Genomic DNA, 15,120 nt, shown 5'->3' with positions numbered 1-15,120 from the left:
ATCCCCTCGGGGGCTCCCCAGCTCAACTGTTCAAACCCGCCGTGCGCCCCCGAGTGACGGCGTACGCCCCCCTCCCGTGCCCAACCGGAACCGGACCCCTTTCCGCCGCTCAACGACGCAGCGGGGTCCGCCCAGGTGCGGACCCCGCTGTCGCGGATGCACAGTCCCCCGAAGTGGAGGCAGGCTGCCCCGTGTCAGCTGCCTCCCCCACCGCATCCGCCGCCGCCCCCGCAGGACGACCCGCCTCCGCAGGACGAGCCACCTCCGCAGGACGATCCTCCGCCGGAACCCGACGAGCCACAGGAACCCCCGTGGCCTCCGCCGCCACCCGCCCACCAGCTGTCACGGCTCCTGCCGCCGCGACGGCCCGGACGGCCCGCGCCCGTCCGTCGCGTGCCGCCGCGGACCGCGGCCAGGACGAACAGTGCGAAGAGTACGAACAGGATGATGCCGAAGGTCATGACGCCACCCCTCCTTCCGAATCCCCCGTGATCCCCCGAAGCGGCCCCCCGTGGGCGCCTCGCTCACGTGCGTGAACGGGAGATGCCCTCCGGCCGCCCGGCCCAAAGCAGAGTTGAGGAACTCCAGAGCTTCGGCGCAGGATGACCGCCATGACCTCCAGCGCGCGCCCCCTCCTCAACCGCCGGCTCGCAGAGTTCGGGACGACGATCTTCGCCGAGATGTCCGCACTGGCCGTGCGGACCGGCGCCATCAACCTCGGCCAGGGCTTCCCCGACACCGACGGCCCCGAAGAGGTCAGGGAGGCCGCCGTGCGGGCCCTGCGGGACGGCCGCGGCAACCAGTACCCGCCGGGCCCCGGCATCCCCGAACTGCGCACCGCGGTCGCCGCCCACCAGCAGCGCCGCTACGGCCTGTCCGTCGACCCCGACACCGAGGTCCTGGTCACCGCCGGCGCCACCGAGGCGATCGCGGCCGCGATGCTCGCCCTGGTCGAGCCCGGCGACGAGGTGATCGCCCTGGAGCCGTACTACGACTCCTACGCCGCCTGCGTCGCCATGGCAGGCGGCACCCGCGTCCCCGTCACGCTCCGCCCGCACGAGGGCCGCTTCCGCCTCGACCTCGACGAGCTGCGCGACGCCGTCACCGACCGCACCCGCCTGCTCCTGATCAACACCCCGCACAACCCCACCGGCACGGTCCTCACCCGCGAGGAGCTGGCGGCGATCGCCGAGCTGGCCGTGGAACGCGACCTGCTCGTCGTGACCGACGAGGTCTACGAGCACCTGGTCTTCGACGACGCCGAGCACATCCCCCTGGCGACCTTCCCCGGCATGCGCGACCGCACGGTCACCATCTCCAGCGCCGGCAAGACCTTCTCCTTCACCGGCTGGAAGGTCGGCTGGATCACGGCGTCCCCGGCGCTGATCACGGCGGTCCGCTCGGCCAAGCAGTTCCTGACCTACGTCTCCGCCGGCCCCTTCCAGTACGCGATCGCCGAGGCCCTCGCCCTGCCCGAGTCCTACTTCGAGGACCTCCGCGCGGACATGCTCACCAAGCGCGACGTCCTGGCGGCCGGCCTGGAGGATGCCGGCCTCACGGTCCACCGCCCGTCCGGCACCTACTTCATCACCGCCGACATCCGCCCCCTGGGCGAGACCGACGGCATCGCCTTCTGCCGCGCCCTGCCGGAACGCACCGGCGTGGTCGCCGTCCCCACGGCCGTCTTCTACGACCACCGCGAGCTGGGCGCCCCGTTCGTCCGCTTCGCCTTCTGCAAGAAGAAGCCCGTACTGGAGGAGGCAGCCCGCCGCCTCAAGGCCGCCGGAACCCGCTGAACCTCCTCGTCGACGCCGACGAGATCAGCGGCCTGTACACGGACGCGGGGATCGGCCGGATGGACAACATCCGTTCCGTCCCGCACGTCACGGCCAGGTGCGCTCGATGCTGTCGCGTCGCACCGCGTAGGCCGCGGGGCCACCCCTGGCCACGGCCCGGTGGATGGCCCCGCGATGTGTCTCGAACCGCTCGACCATCTCCACGCTGGGGAGTTGCTGGTTGTCGAGGTAGAAGAGCACCGCTCCTCGCTCCAGCACCGGTTGGATCTCCAGGTCCCTGCTCTTGATCCGGCCGTCCTTCGAGATCGGTACCCATGACTGGTCGAGACCGTGAGCGATCCAGTCTTCGTCAGCGATGTCCTGCGCGTCGTCGGGGAAGACGTCCCCGATGCGGTGAATGATCCAGCCGCATTCCCTCAGCCCTTCCGCGACGCGACGTCCGAGATTGCGGTCGAGGAAGAACTCAGGCGGCAAGGCGCACCACTGCCCGGCACAACGCGTCGACCTGCTCGGGGGTCATGTCGAAGTCGTACGCGATGTCCTCGACGCTCTCCCCTGCCTCCCAGAGGTCGGTGATGGCCTTGACCGCGACACGGTTGGCGGCCACGACGGGCCTTCCGTGGCCGAACCGCGGGTCGATCACGACGGGGACGGACGGCGGATACTGCCGCAGCCGCAGGCTTGTGGGGAAGTCGTCGTCGGACTCCCAGTTCAGGTACCGCAGGTAGTCGGAGACGACCTCGTGGATGGGAGCCTGACCGTCTCGGGCCCGGCGAAGGTCGCCCAGCCCGTGCTCGACGAAGATGTCGACACCGTCCGTCGCGATCCGCTTCGAGACCAGGCCGTAGGGGGTGTCGAAAGCGTCCCGGACGGCGGCGGCTGCCTCCCTGATCTCACTCATCCGCAGTCCGAGGGTGCGGAGGGAACGGAGCACGTGCGCTTCGGCCACCGCGATGAACGGCACCGAGGGTTGTCCCTTGCGTAGTGGTTCCACCTGGTGGACCAGCGGTGCCCCGGCGGCTTGGCTTTTCAGCCACGAGATGAGCGTCGACTGCGGAATCTGCAGGTGCGCGGCTGTCTCCGCGGGGGTCAGAAGCCCATCTGCGAATCGGTCGGCCATGCCCCACCTCCTACGCATCTCAAGTCCGCTGCGGGATCCCGCATCGTCGCACATCCAGTCTCCCGTCCGAGCGTCGACGGCGCAGCCACCCGTCGGCTCAGGCGGCATGAAGACGGCTTCCCGAGCGGCAGCCTCGGCACCGGCCCGGTGCCGGGGCGCGGAAGGCTCGGTCGCAGCTGTCGCAGGTCTGGAACGGGTGGACGGTGGGGGTCTCGCCTCGGGAGGCAGGGGCGGAGGGCGGGGCGGGAAGGGGTGCCTCGCGCAGGCGGTAGGCGAGGAGGCCGGCTGGGCGGGTCAGGAAGTGATCGGGGAGGCCCTCGGTCAGCAGCTTCACGATCTGCACCGTGTGCAGGCCCGCCGCGAGCCACCGGGAGACGGCCGGTGCCAGCCGTGCGGCCTCCCGCACGGTGAGGAGCAGGCGCGGATCGACCCGCTGCAGTGCGGCGAGGACCGCGAGAGCCCGCGGGTCGGAATCGGCGTCGGTGTGGGTGTCGTCGTCGGTGTGGGAGAGCGACGGCTGTGGTTCCTCGGCCGCCTCCGGGACCGCCGGGGCGACCGGCTGGTCCCGAGAGGGCCGTCGGGCCGGGCGCGGCCTGTCGCCGCACGGGACGTCGTAGAAGTACGTGCGGGTCCGGATCTGCCCTGACGGCAGGCGTTCGCGGCGGCGTTCCAGGTAGCCCGCCGCCTCCAGCTCCCGCAGCGCCCGGGAGATCAGGATCTCGCCCTCGGTGAAGTGCGCGCACAGGGCGGCGATGGACACGGGTGTGCCGCTGGGCAGGGACTGGATGTACACCGCGACGCCGATGGTGACCGCGCTGCCGCGCCGCTGGGCGAGGGCGTTGGAGACCACTGTGAAGTCGGCGGTGAGCCGGGTGCGGACATGGATCACGCCGGAAGTCGGAGCTCCGGCGGCGGCGCGCGGGCGCGCGTTAGACTGCGGGTCAGCCATCGGGAAGGTTCTGCTTCCTGATCGGTGAGGCCCTCGTTCGGGATGCCAGTCCCGGCCGGGGGCCGTCTCTGTTTGCGGTTGTCGCGGCGAACGTAGCCGCCCGCGTCCCGCGCCTGCAAGCCGGTCACTCGCACGGGTGACGCGGGCCTTCCGGCGGGGAGGGTGGGTGGGCGGGTGGTTCTTTCTCCCGGTTCTTCGGGGAGGTCAGTGGCCCACCGGTCCCTCGCGGGCGAGGACCCGGCGGGTCAGGAGGACGGCCGGCAGCCGGTGCCCGGCCGGCCCACATCCGCCGGGACCCGCTGAACGGAAGAGCCCGGCCCCCGGCGGCCGGCGTGGTGCCGGACGGCTCGGGGCCGGGCTCTTCCCGCGTACCGCGCGTACGTCGCCGTATGCGCCGGAACGCTGTGCTCGGGGGCGGTCTACTCGTCGTCCTCGGGCTTCTCCGCCTCGTTGATCTCCTGCTCCAGGCCGAGCTGCTCGACGAGCCACTTGTCGAACTCGATGGCGGCCCGCACCCAGCTGACCGTCGACGAGACGAAGTGCTCCAGGCTGACGCCCATGCCGATCAGCATCTGGGCCTCACCGATGAGACGGACCGTGCCGTCGTCATGGGTGTGCGTGTAGACCTTGGGCCACAGGGTGCGCCGGTTCCAGTCGTCGATGGACTCGAGCAGCTGCGGCTTCTCGTCGATCTGGTGCGGCCGGTCGTAGAACGTCCGCACGGAGAAGATCTGCTGGTCGTCCTCTCCGCGGAACATGAAGTAGGTGCGGAACTGCTCCCACGGCGCCGCGAGGTCACCCTCGTCGTCGACGACGTACTTGAGCTCCATCTGGTCGAGGAGCTGCTTCACCAGGTCCTGATCCGGGACGACGGGGCCCGCCGGTCCTTGCGGCTGCGGCTCGGGCTGGCCCCCGAAATTCGGAATCGAGGACGGGTCGATGGTCACCGTGAATTTCCCTTCGTACGGATTCCGCCATCCTCCCCCATGCGGGGAGGGGGGTGGCAAGCCCCGACGGGGCCTGTCAGCCCCTGGCTGACTCGATCCGGTCACTTACGGAGTACCCGGCGGGGGCCGGGCCCAACGTCCGCGAGGGAGGCCGGGCCCGGAAGCGGAGCGCCACTCAGAGGGTCTTCCCGGTCGCCGGGCCCACCTGCAGGCCGTCCTCGGAGCGGGCCACGCGGACCGTGTCGCCGTCCTTGATCTCGCCGGAGAGGATCTCCTTGGCGAGGCGGTCGCCGATCGCGGTCTGGACGAGGCGGCGCAGCGGGCGGGCGCCGTAGGCGGGGTCCATGCCCTCCGCGGCGAGCCAGGCCAGCGCCTCGGGGGTGATGTCCAGGGTGAGGCGGCGTTCGGCGAGGCGGCGGGCCAGGCCGTCGAGCTGGAGCCGCGCGATGCGTTCCAGTTCGGGCCCGGTGAGCGCCGAGAAGACGACCAGGTCGTCGAGGCGGTTGAGGAACTCGGGCTTGAAGGAGGTCCGGACCACCTCCAGGACCTGTTCCTTCTTCTCCGTCTCGGTGGTCAACGGGTCGACCAGGTACTGGCTGCCCAGGTTGGACGTCAGCACCAGGATGGTGTTGCGGAAGTCGACCGTGCGGCCCTGGCCGTCGGTGAGGCGGCCGTCGTCGAGGACCTGGAGCAGGATGTCGAAGACCTCGGGGTGGGCCTTCTCCACCTCGTCGAGCAGGACGACGCTGTACGGGCGGCGGCGGACCGCCTCGGTGAGCTGGCCGCCCTCCTCGTAGCCGACGTAGCCGGGGGGCGCGCCGACCAGGCGGGCGACGGAGTGCTTCTCGCCGTACTCCGACATGTCGATGCGGACCATGGCGCGTTCGTCGTCGAAGAGGAAGTCGGCGAGGGCTTTGGCGAGTTCGGTCTTGCCGACGCCGGTGGGGCCGAGGAAGAGGAAGGAGCCGGTGGGTCGGTCGGGGTCGGCGATCCCGGCGCGCGAGCGGCGCACGGCGTCGGAGACGGCGCGCACGGCCTCGGTCTGGCCGATGAGGCGCTTGCCGATCTCGTCCTCCATGCGGAGCAGCTTCTGGGTCTCGCCCTCCATCAGGCGGCCGGCGGGGATGCCGGTCCAGGAGGCGACGACGTCGGCGATGTCGTCGGCGCCGACCTCCTCCTTGACCATGGTGTCCCTGGCGACCTCCTCCTCGGCCTCGGAGGCGGCCTCGAGGTCGCGTTCCAGGGTGGGGATCTCGCCGTAGAGCAGCTTGGAGGCGGTGTCGAAGTCGCCGTCGCGCTGGGCGCGTTCGGCCTGGCCGCGCAGTTCGTCGAGCTTCTCCTTGAGCTCGCCGACCCGGTTGAGGGACTGCTTCTCCTTGTCCCAGCGGGCGTTGAGGCCGCGCAGTTCCTCCTCCTTGTCGGCGAGGTCCCGGCGGAGCTTGTCGAGGCGTTCGCGGGAGGCGGCGTCGGTCTCCTTGCCGATGGCGAGTTCCTCCATCCGCAGGCGGTCGACGGCGCGCTGGAGTTCGTCGATCTCGACGGGTGAGGAGTCGATCTCCATGCGGAGCCGGGAGGCTGCCTCGTCGACGAGGTCGATGGCCTTGTCGGGGAGGAAGCGGGAGGTGATGTAGCGGTCGGAGAGGGTGGCGGCGGCCACCAGGGCGCTGTCGGCGATCTGGACCTTGTGGTGGGCCTCGTAGCGGCCCTTGAGTCCGCGCAGGATGGCGATGGAGTCCTCGACGGTCGGCTCGGCGACGAGGACCTGCTGGAAGCGGCGCTCCAGGGCGGGGTCCTTCTCGATCCGCTCGCGGTATTCGTCGAGGGTGGTGGCGCCGACCATGCGGAGTTCGCCGCGGGCGAGCATGGGCTTGAGCATGTTGCCCGCGTCCATGGCCGAGTCGCCGCCGGCGCCCGCGCCGACGACGGTGTGCAGCTCGTCGATGAAGGTGACGACCTGCCCGTCGGACTCCTTGATCTCGGCGAGGACGGTCTTCAGGCGTTCCTCGAACTCGCCGCGGTACTTGGCGCCGGCGACCATGGCGCCGAGGTCGAGGGCGACGAGCCGCTTGTTCTTGAGCGACTCGGGGACGTCGCCCTTGACGATGCGCTGGGCGAGCCCCTCGACGACGGCGGTCTTGCCGACGCCCGGCTCGCCGATGAGGACGGGGTTGTTCTTGGTGCGGCGGGAGAGCACCTGGACGACGCGCCGGATCTCCTGGTCGCGTCCGATGACGGGGTCGAGCCTGCCCTCGCGTGCGGCGGCGGTGAGGTCGGTGCCGAACTTCTCCAGTGCCTTGTACTGGCCCTCGGGGTCGGCGGTGGTCACCCGGCGGGCCCCGCGGGCCTTCTGGAAGGCGTCCTGCAGCTTCCGCGCGGTGGCGCCCTGCTTCTCGAGCACCTCGCCGGCGGCTCCGCCCTTGGCGGCGATGCCGATGAGGAGGTGTTCGGTGGACAGGTACTCGTCGCCGAGGTCGCGGGCGCGGTTCTGGGCGTCCGCGATCACGGCGAGCAGCTCACGGTTGGGCTGGGGCGGTGCGACGGTGGATCCCGTGACGCTCGGCAGGCCGGCGAGGACGCGCTCGGCCCCGGAGCGCACGGCGGCCTGGTCGGCGTCGACCGCGGCGAGCAGGTCCGTGATGTTCTCGTTCTCCTGCCCGGCGAGCAGGGAGAGCAGCAGGTGTGCGGGGGTGAGGTCGGGGTTTCCTTCGGTCACGGCCCGGTTGCCGGCGGCCTGGATCGCTTCCCGGCTCCGGTTGGTCAGCTCGGCGTCCACGTATCCGTTCTCCTCCTTGCGGTGACCCTTCAGCTGCCTTCGTGGCTGACTCGGTCAACGTACACAAACTTGAGTCTATTCCACTCAAGGTGGCGCGCGGGAGTGCGTCGGGGGCTAAGTTCCGGAGTCATGGCCTCATATTCGGTGGACCCGGGTGATCCGGACGCCTCGTACCTCAGCTTCTGGCGTGAGAAGCACCTGTGCACGCTGACCACCCTCCGTCCGGACGGCACGCCGCACGTCGTGCCCGTCGCGGTGACGTACGACCCCGGGGCGCGGCTCGCCCGGGTGGTCGCGAACGGCTCGAGCACCAAGGTCCGGCATGTGCGGGCGGCGGGGGCGGAGGGCGCGGCCGTCGCGGTCTGCCAGGTGGACGGCCGGCGGTGGGCGACGCTGGAGGGGCGGGCGGTGGTCAGCGCCGAGCGGGAGCGGGTGGCGGAGGCGGAGCGGCGGTACGCCGAGCGCTACGGCCGGACCCCGCGGCCGAATCCGGCGCGGGTGGTCATCGAGATCGCGCTCACCCGCGCGCTGGGACGGGGCTGAGACCGGCCGTCCGGCATATTCCGCCGAGCGGCGGTTTCCGGCCATCACACGATCGGTCGATACCCGGAAATGTCCCGGAAAACTGCAGCGGCGTCACCGTGTTCAGGTCACGGTGACGCCGCTGCGGGGGGAAGCACCTGCGCGATCTTTTACGACGGGGGAATCGCGTCAGGCACTGCGGGGGGTGGCCGAGATGGTCCTGGGCGTGGGGGAGTCGGACTCCACCTGGCGGTGGTCCCGCTGGTCCAGGTTCACAAAGATCATTCCGTACCGGACGGCACACCGCACGGGCTGCGGAGCCCCGCGGGGCCGCCGCAGGCACCGGTAGGCCCGTACGTCCTCGTCCTCCTCGCGGGTGACGACGACCGGCTCGCCGAAGACGGTCACCATCAACGAGTCACCGGTGTGGGGGATCGCGGTGACCAGGTCGATGAAGTGCCATCCGGATCGGTAGGCGGTCGCCATCTCCCTGCGGAAGGAGCGGTCGTCGGGTGGTGTGGTCATCGCCATCAGTCCCAGGTGCTGTCGTCCGGGAAGGCCTGTGGCTCGTCGCTGACGACCACAGGAGACTGGGCGCTGCCCACGTGGTGCGCGTCGCTCTCCGCGCCGGAGAGGCCGGCCAGGGTGCCGAAGGCCACAACGGCGGAAAAGGCGGCGACAAGCACCGAGCGAAGCATTCTCTTACGCATAGTCGGCTTCGTCCTCACTTGAAGGTCCCCTTTATCCCCCGTCGGATAAGACGATGGCTCATTCGGGCACGTCATGGCCACACAATCGGTGCATCATGTTCCTGCACGTTCAGGACCCTGGGGGGTGGAGATTTGGCAACAAATGGGACTAAGGCGGGACATCCCCATGCGGTGACCGAGCTGTGCCGGGAGGGAAGCCGCCTCTACGCGGACGCCCTGCGCACCGGACGCATCACCCGCACGGACGCCGAGAGCGCTCCCTGCCTGATGGAACTGGCCCTCCTCCACCCCGATCCCGACGACGCCAGCTGGCTGCGGCCGGTGCCGCCGTCGGTCGCCCTGGCACAGCGGCTGAACCCCATAGAGCGCGAGATCACCGAGCAGCGGCGGCTGTCCATCACCCTCGCCGAGGCCTTCGAGCCGTTCATGGACATCAGCACCCAGGTGACGGGGTCGACGCACTCCATCATGGTGCTGGAGGGCCTCGACCGCATCAAAGGCGCACTCGACCTGGCGACCGCCCAGTGCCACTCCGAGATGCTCACGGTGCAGCCGAGCGCCCACCGCCGCCCCGAGAACCGGCTCCTGGAGGCGCTGGAACGGGACCGGCCGCTGATCGAACGCGGGGTCCGGATCCGCACCCTCTACCAGCACACCGCGCGCTTCAGCCCCGACCGGCTCGCCTACGTCGACCACTTCACCGACGGCAAGGTGGAGTACCGCACCATCGACGAGCTGGTCGAGCGGCTCATCATCTGCGACGAGTCGGTCGCCTTCATCCCCATCCGGGAGGACCGGCAGGTCGCCCTCGAACTCCGCCACCCCGGCCTCGTGCGCTATCTGGTCAAGGTCTTCGAGTTCATGTGGAACCGCGCCGTCCCGCTGAGCGCCGGCGCCCCGTACGAGACCGCGCCGGACGGCATCACCGAGATCCAGCACTCGATCGCGAAACTGCTCGTGGAGGGCCATGTGGACGAGGCCATCGCCCGCCGCCTCGGCATGAACGTGCGGACGTGCCGGGCCCACATAGCCAAGCTGGCGTCCGTGCTGGGCAGCGGCAGCCGCGCGCAACTCGGCTTCCTCATCGCGCAGTCGGGGATTCTCAACCAGGACCAGTGACCGGGGAGCGAGCCGCGTGACCGCACAGGCGCACGACCACGACGTGGACGAGCTGTGCCAGGAGGGCTGGGACCGCTACGCCCTCGCCCTGCGCCGGGGCCACCTGACCGCCCGGGAGGCCGCGCAGGCGCCCTGCGCCGCCGCCCTGGGGCTCCTGCGCCCCGCCGCCGACGGCGGGGACCGGCTGGAGCCCGTCGCGCCGGACATCGCCCTGCACCGGCTGCTGCGGGCCTCCGCGGACCGGATCGCCGGGGAGCGGCGGCGGGAGGAACGGCTGCTGGAGGCGTTCGCCTCGCTGGCCCGGACGGCCGGCGGCCAGAGCGCCCCGGCGGGCCCGCCCGCGATCACGGTGCTGGACGGGGTGGACCGCATCAACCGGGCCCTCACCGAGGCGATGGCCGGCACCGGACGCGAACTGCTCTGCGTCCAGCCCAACGTGCACTACTCCGACGCCCGCGGCCGGCGCGCCCAGCCGCAGGCCATGTCGCGCGACCAGGCGCTGCTCGACCGCGGCGGCCGCATCCGCACCCTGTACCAGCACACCCAGCGCCATCTGCCGCTGGTGCACTCCCGCTACGAGCGGCTCAGCGGCGACGTGGAGGCACGCAGCCTGGACGAGACCACCGACCGGCTCATCGTGCTCGACCGCGCCGTCGCCTTCATCCCGGTGGACAAGGACGCCACCCGCGCGCTGGAGATCCGCGAGCCGACCGTCGTCGGCTTCCTCGCCACCGCCTTCGACCGGTTCTGGCGCCTGGCCACACCCATGTACCCGGTGGCCGCCCCGCAGCCCTCCGTCAACGGCGTCACCCCCCGCCAGCGGGCCATCGCCGCGCTGCTCATCGAGGGGCACACCGACGCCGTCGTCGCCGACCGGCTGGGGCTGAACGTCCGCACCGCCCGCGAGCACATCGCCAAGCTCGCGGCGACGCTGGGCAGCGGCAGCAGGGCCCAGCTCGGGTATCTCATCGCCCGTTCGGGGATCCTCGACCGGGAAGAGTGACGGCCGGGCCGCGCGGCCCGTCAAGACCGGTCTGGGCGATGCGGACGCCCAGCTGGGTGCGGCTCGCCGCGCCCAGCGTCTCCGACAGCCGGGCGATGTGGGCCCGGCAGGTGCGCACGCTGATCCCGAGGCGTTCGGCGATCACCGCGTCCTGGTGGCCCTCCGCCAGCAGCGCCGCGATGGACTGCTCACGGTGCGAGATGCCCTCGATGCCGGTGTCGGGCAGCGGTGCGGTGAGCGGGAGGGCCAGCCGCCACAGGCGCTCGAACACCGTGCCCAGGTACTCGACCAGTCCGGGGTGCCGCAGCTCCAGGGCCATGGTCCGCTCGGCGTTGGCGGGGATGAAGGCGACCGTGCGGTCGAACAGGATCAGCCGCTCGATCACCTCGTCCAGGGTGCGCGCCTCCACGGCGTCGCCCATCAGCTCCAGATAGCTGAGCAGCCCGTGCCCGTGCCGGGCCACGTGCGTGTACAGGTCCCGCATCCGCACCCCGCGGCCGCGCAGCGCCGTCGCCCGGTGCAGGCCCTCCGACAGCTCCGCCTCGCGCCGGATGCCGCCCGGCTGGACGGTGAGCACCTCGGTGGTGCAGGCCTGCGTCGCCTCGTCCATCGCGGCCTGGATACGGGCCAGTCCGTCCAGCACCCGGATCGCCGGACCCTCCGACGCCACCGGCGGGGCGTGCACCTGGCGGCCGAGACCGGCGTACCACTCGAAGGCGGTGACGGCCGAGCCGACCCGGCGCTGGCTGGCGCTGACCTCGTCGTACATCCCGCGCAGCAGCCGGGTCATGACCTCCTGCGGGGCGGTCGGCACCAGCCAGTCCATGTCGTCGGGGTCCGGGTGCAGCAGGGCCAGCTCCAGCAGGCAGGGCACCCGTTCCGCGTCCCGGCGCGGCAGCCGTCCGCGCCGTACGGCCCGGGAATACACGCGATCCCCGGCGTCGCACAGTCGGTCAGCACCGTGTGGATGCCCGTCCGTCCCGTGCCCGGCCATCGCCCGTCCCACCCCCGGTTCACCCGGTCAGCCGTCAGCCTCTTTCCGCAGCGCAACTATGCGCGGCCGGAACCGGCTGTGCAACACGACTCGGTCCCGCGCCGGCCGGAGTGGCCGGCGGGGTGGCCGAATACAGCCGGGGCGGTTACTTCAGCTTGATGGCCGCGCAGGCCGCCTTGTACTCCGCGGTGCAGATGTCCGCCACCTCGTAGATCTCGTCGGCGATCACGGTGTCCTGGACGTTGTCCTTGGTCAGCTCGACCACGGGCACCAGCTGCGCGGGAATGTCCTTGGTGGTGGGGCTGTCCACCCGGTCGCGGGTCAGTGCGTCGAACTGGATGTCGCGGCCCTGGACCTTCGCCACGGCCATCTCGGCGGCGCTCTCGGCCTCGTCCGGGTAGGACTTGTACACGCTCATGTACTGCTCGCCGCTGATGATGCGCTGCACCGCGGCGAGTTCGGCGTCCTGGCCGGTGATGGCCGGAAGGTCGGTCACGCCGGCGGCGCGCAGCGCCTTGACGATGCCGCCCGCCATGCCGTCGTTGGCGGAGTAGACCGCGGCGATGTTGTCCGCGCCGATCGCGTTGATCGCCTCGGTCATGTTGGCCTGGGCGTTCTCCGGCTTCCAGTCCTTGGTGTCGTAGGACTTGGCGATCGTCACCTTGCCCTTGAGCTCGGAGAGCGCGCCGGCCTTGAACTGCTTGGCGTTCGGGTCGGTCGACGAGCCGTTCATCATCACGATCTTGTCGGTGATGCTGAGGTCGTCCCCGAGGGAGGCCAGCAGGGAACGGCCCTGCACCTCGCCGACGAGCGCGTTGTCGAAGGAGATGTACGCGTCGATCGGCCCCTCGGCGAGCCGGTCGTAGGCGATGACGGGGATGCCCGCGTCCTTGGCCTTCTGCACGCCGTCCGCGATGGCCTTGGCGTCGACCGCGTCCAGCACGATGACGTCGACCTTGTCGTCGATCATCTGCTGCATCTGGCTGGCCTGCTTGCCGGCGTCCGCCTCGGCGTTGGCGTACTCGACCTTGCCCTTCTTGTCGGTGAGCGACTCCACCTTCGTCTTGAAGATGGGGTAGTCGAACTGCTCGTACCGCGTGTTGGCCTTCTCCGGGAGCAGCAGCCCGACGGTGATGTCGTCGCCCTTGGCCGGGCTCGCGTCGTCGCTGCTCTCGGCCGCGTTGAGCATGCCGCAGCCGGCGAGCATGACGGACATGGAGGTGGCGGCCACGGATATGGCGATACGACGACGCATGCGAGGGCTCACTTCAGGTGCGTTTTGGACGTGGGCACAGCTTTGCGGCCCATGTGACTGAAAAGCCAACGCTTCAGCCACCTCCCGCGTCAAGGGCGGCCACTTAACGAGATGGACACAGCACGGCGCGCTGAACTCGTGAGGGACCTGCGAAAGCTCCGCGGGGATCATCTGGACGCGCAGACATACCATAGTCACAGAAGTGGCCGCGGATAAGACGGGAGGCCCGTGGGTTCGTCGAACCCACGGGCCTCCCGCGGCACTTCACGTCCCGCGGTCAGTCGTGCTGCTGCCGCTTGGGCCGCCACACCACCAACGCGCTGGTCTGCTGGACCTCCTGGTAGGGCACCAGGTCACGACGGTACGAGGCGTGCACCGCGGCCTCGCGCTGACGCATCGCCGCGGCCGCCCCGTCGAGGGCGTCCTCCAGTTCGGCCACCCGGGCCTGGAGGGCGGCGACCTGGTTCTCCAGCTCGATGATGCGCTTGATACCGGCCAGATTGATGCCCTCGCTCTGCGACAACTGCTGCACCTGACGGAGCAGTTCGATGTCACGGGCCGAGTAGCGGCGGCCCCGGCCTGCCGTGCGGTCCGGCGACACGAGTCCCAGGCGGTCGTACTGGCGCAGCGTCTGCGGGTGCAGGCCGGAGAGCTGGGCCGCCACCGAGATGACGTAGACCGGGGTGTCCTGGGTCAGTTCGTACGGATTGCGTCGTCGGCCGTCCATGCAGATCAAGCTCCCTTCGCGGCCTGGAACAGCTCCGCCCGCGGATCCTCCTCCGCGGTCGCCTCGCGATACGCCTCCAGCGCGTCACGAGCCTTCCCCGACAGATCCTTGGGAACACTCACCTCCACGGTGACCAGGAGATCACCGCGCGTGCCGTCCTTGCGGACCGCGCCCTTGCCCCGGGCCCGCATGGTGCGCCCGTTGGGCGTGCCCGGCGGCAGCTTCAGCGTGACCGGCGGACCGCCGAGCGTCGGCACCCGGACCTCGCCGCCGAGGGCGGCCTCGGCGAACGTCACCGGGACCGTGACGGTCAGGTTGTCGTCCTTGCGGCCGAACACCGGGTGGTCGCCGACGTGCACGACCACGTACAGGTCACCGGCGGGGCCGCCGCGCTCGCCCGGCGCGCCCTTGCCGCGCAGCCGGATCCGCTGGTTGTCGCTGACGCCCGCGGGGATGCGCACCTGCATCGTCCGGGAGGACTTGGCCCGGCCGCTGCCCTTGCAGATCTCGCAGGCCTCCTCCGCGATCAGGCCGCGGCCCTTGCAGTCGGGGCAGGGATCCGTGAGCGAGAACCCGCCGCCGGAGCCCCGCGCCACCTGGCCGGTGCCGACGCAGGTCGGGCACACCCGCGGTGTGCCGTTCTTGTCGCCGGTGCCCGAACAGGCCTTGCAGGGCGCCTGCGACGACATCCGCAGCGGGACCGTCGCGCCCTCGATCGCCTCGGTGAAGCTGAGCGTCACCTCGGACTCGATGTCCTGACCGCGGCGCGGCTGGGTACGGGTGGTACCCGCGCCGCCCCGGTTGAACAGGCCCCCGAAGACGTCACCGAGGCCGCCGCCGAAGCCGCCCTGCTGCTGGCCGCCGGCCTGACCCCCGAAGAGGTCGCCCAGGTCGAAGTTGAACGAGCCGCCGCCGCCCGCGCCCGGCCCCGGACGGAATCCGCCGTTGCCGAAGAGGGCGCGCGCCTCGTCGTACTCCTTGCGCTTCTTGGGGTCCCCGAGGACGTCGTTCGCCTCGGAGATCTCCTTGAACCGCTCCTCCGCCCTGGCGTTGCCCTTGTTGGCGTCCGGGTGGAACTCGCGGGCGAGCTTCCGGTACGCCTTCTTGATCTCGGCCTCGGTGGCGTCCTTGGGGACGCCGAGGACCTTGTAGAAGTCCTTCTCGATGAAGTCCTTGGTGCTCATCCCCGACGTCCCTCCTTCCGT

Annotated in this window: 15 protein-coding genes; 4 read left to right on the top strand and 11 right to left on the bottom strand. The window is 70.9% G+C overall.

The window, feature by feature from the left end:
* Window positions 1-602: 602 nt before the first annotated feature.
* A complete protein-coding gene (locus CNQ36_RS18670) occupies window positions 603-1,796 on the top strand; it encodes a pyridoxal phosphate-dependent aminotransferase (RefSeq protein ID WP_121546834.1) in 1,194 nt (397 codons plus the stop codon).
* Window positions 1,797-1,883: 87 nt separating this feature from the next.
* Here CNQ36_RS18670 and CNQ36_RS18665 read toward each other — a convergent pair whose 3' ends face one another.
* The 5 genes from CNQ36_RS18665 to clpB form a co-directional block, all read right to left on the bottom strand.
* Complete coding sequence (locus tag CNQ36_RS18665; protein ID WP_121546833.1) at window positions 1,884-2,270, bottom strand: PIN-like domain-containing protein; 387 nt, start codon at window positions 2,268-2,270, stop codon at window positions 1,884-1,886.
* On the bottom strand, window positions 2,260-2,916 hold the full coding sequence (locus CNQ36_RS18660; RefSeq protein ID WP_004928677.1) for a DUF433 domain-containing protein: 657 nt from the start codon (window positions 2,914-2,916) through the stop codon (window positions 2,260-2,262). The genes CNQ36_RS18665 and CNQ36_RS18660 overlap by 11 nt, the downstream gene beginning before the upstream one ends.
* Before the next feature lie 97 nt (window positions 2,917-3,013).
* Window positions 3,014-3,865 (bottom strand): hypothetical protein, encoded by an 852-nt coding sequence (locus tag CNQ36_RS18655; protein ID WP_121546832.1) that lies wholly within the window; start codon window positions 3,863-3,865, stop codon window positions 3,014-3,016.
* A gap of 419 nt (window positions 3,866-4,284) precedes the next feature.
* Complete coding sequence (locus CNQ36_RS18650; RefSeq protein WP_004928682.1) at window positions 4,285-4,812, bottom strand: YbjN domain-containing protein; 528 nt, start codon at window positions 4,810-4,812, stop codon at window positions 4,285-4,287.
* A 175-nt stretch (window positions 4,813-4,987) separates the two neighbouring features.
* Window positions 4,988-7,585: an ATP-dependent chaperone ClpB gene (gene clpB, locus CNQ36_RS18645; RefSeq protein WP_121546831.1), complete on the bottom strand. Its 2,598-nt coding sequence runs from the start codon at window positions 7,583-7,585 to the stop codon at window positions 4,988-4,990.
* 129 nt (window positions 7,586-7,714) lie between these two features.
* Here clpB and CNQ36_RS18640 point away from each other — a divergent pair, with 129 nt between their 5' ends.
* A complete protein-coding gene (locus tag CNQ36_RS18640) occupies window positions 7,715-8,128 on the top strand; it encodes a pyridoxamine 5'-phosphate oxidase family protein (protein ID WP_004928685.1) in 414 nt (137 codons plus the stop codon).
* 168 nt (window positions 8,129-8,296) lie between these two features.
* Here CNQ36_RS18640 and CNQ36_RS18635 read toward each other — a convergent pair whose 3' ends face one another.
* Window positions 8,297-8,632, bottom strand: coding sequence for a Rieske (2Fe-2S) protein (locus CNQ36_RS18635; RefSeq protein ID WP_004928687.1), 336 nt, complete (start codon window positions 8,630-8,632; stop codon window positions 8,297-8,299).
* A 5-nt stretch (window positions 8,633-8,637) separates the two neighbouring features.
* Window positions 8,638-8,793: a hypothetical protein gene (locus CNQ36_RS34750; protein WP_163013151.1), complete on the bottom strand. Its 156-nt coding sequence runs from the start codon at window positions 8,791-8,793 to the stop codon at window positions 8,638-8,640.
* 156 nt (window positions 8,794-8,949) lie between these two features.
* On the opposite strand from CNQ36_RS34750, the gene CNQ36_RS18630 reads away from it, so the two are divergent.
* On the top strand, window positions 8,950-9,936 hold the full coding sequence (locus CNQ36_RS18630; protein WP_121546830.1) for a helix-turn-helix domain-containing protein: 987 nt from the start codon (window positions 8,950-8,952) through the stop codon (window positions 9,934-9,936).
* Between the two features lie 16 nt (window positions 9,937-9,952).
* On the top strand, window positions 9,953-10,939 hold the full coding sequence (locus CNQ36_RS18625) for a helix-turn-helix transcriptional regulator (protein ID WP_121546829.1): 987 nt from the start codon (window positions 9,953-9,955) through the stop codon (window positions 10,937-10,939).
* Here the strand turns inward: CNQ36_RS18625 and CNQ36_RS18620 are convergent.
* The 4 genes from CNQ36_RS18620 to dnaJ all read right to left on the bottom strand — a co-directional run bounded on the left by CNQ36_RS18620 (window position 10,902) and on the right by dnaJ (window position 15,099).
* Window positions 10,902-11,933 (bottom strand): helix-turn-helix transcriptional regulator, encoded by a 1,032-nt coding sequence (locus CNQ36_RS18620; RefSeq protein ID WP_121546828.1) that lies wholly within the window; start codon window positions 11,931-11,933, stop codon window positions 10,902-10,904. The two genes, CNQ36_RS18625 and CNQ36_RS18620, sit on opposite strands and share 38 nt — an antisense overlap.
* A 145-nt stretch (window positions 11,934-12,078) precedes the next feature.
* The gene (locus tag CNQ36_RS18615) at window positions 12,079-13,188 is read right to left on the bottom strand and encodes a sugar ABC transporter substrate-binding protein (RefSeq protein WP_387912299.1); all 1,110 of its coding nucleotides are present in this window, start codon (window positions 13,186-13,188) and stop codon (window positions 12,079-12,081) included.
* 277 nt (window positions 13,189-13,465) lie between these two features.
* A complete protein-coding gene (locus CNQ36_RS18610; RefSeq protein WP_004928697.1) occupies window positions 13,466-13,915 on the bottom strand; it encodes a heat shock protein transcriptional repressor HspR in 450 nt (149 codons plus the stop codon).
* Window positions 13,916-13,920: 5 nt separating this feature from the next.
* Window positions 13,921-15,099, bottom strand: a complete 1,179-nt coding sequence (dnaJ, locus tag CNQ36_RS18605) for a molecular chaperone DnaJ (protein WP_004928699.1) — start codon at window positions 15,097-15,099, stop codon at window positions 13,921-13,923.
* Window positions 15,100-15,120 lie beyond the last annotated feature (21 nt).

Source organism: Streptomyces fungicidicus (assembly GCF_003665435.1).
Taxonomy (GTDB): Bacteria; Actinomycetota; Actinomycetes; order Streptomycetales; family Streptomycetaceae; genus Streptomyces; species Streptomyces fungicidicus.
The sequence above is the reverse complement of the archived record's forward strand: the minus strand, read 5'-3'. Positions and strand labels throughout refer to the sequence as shown.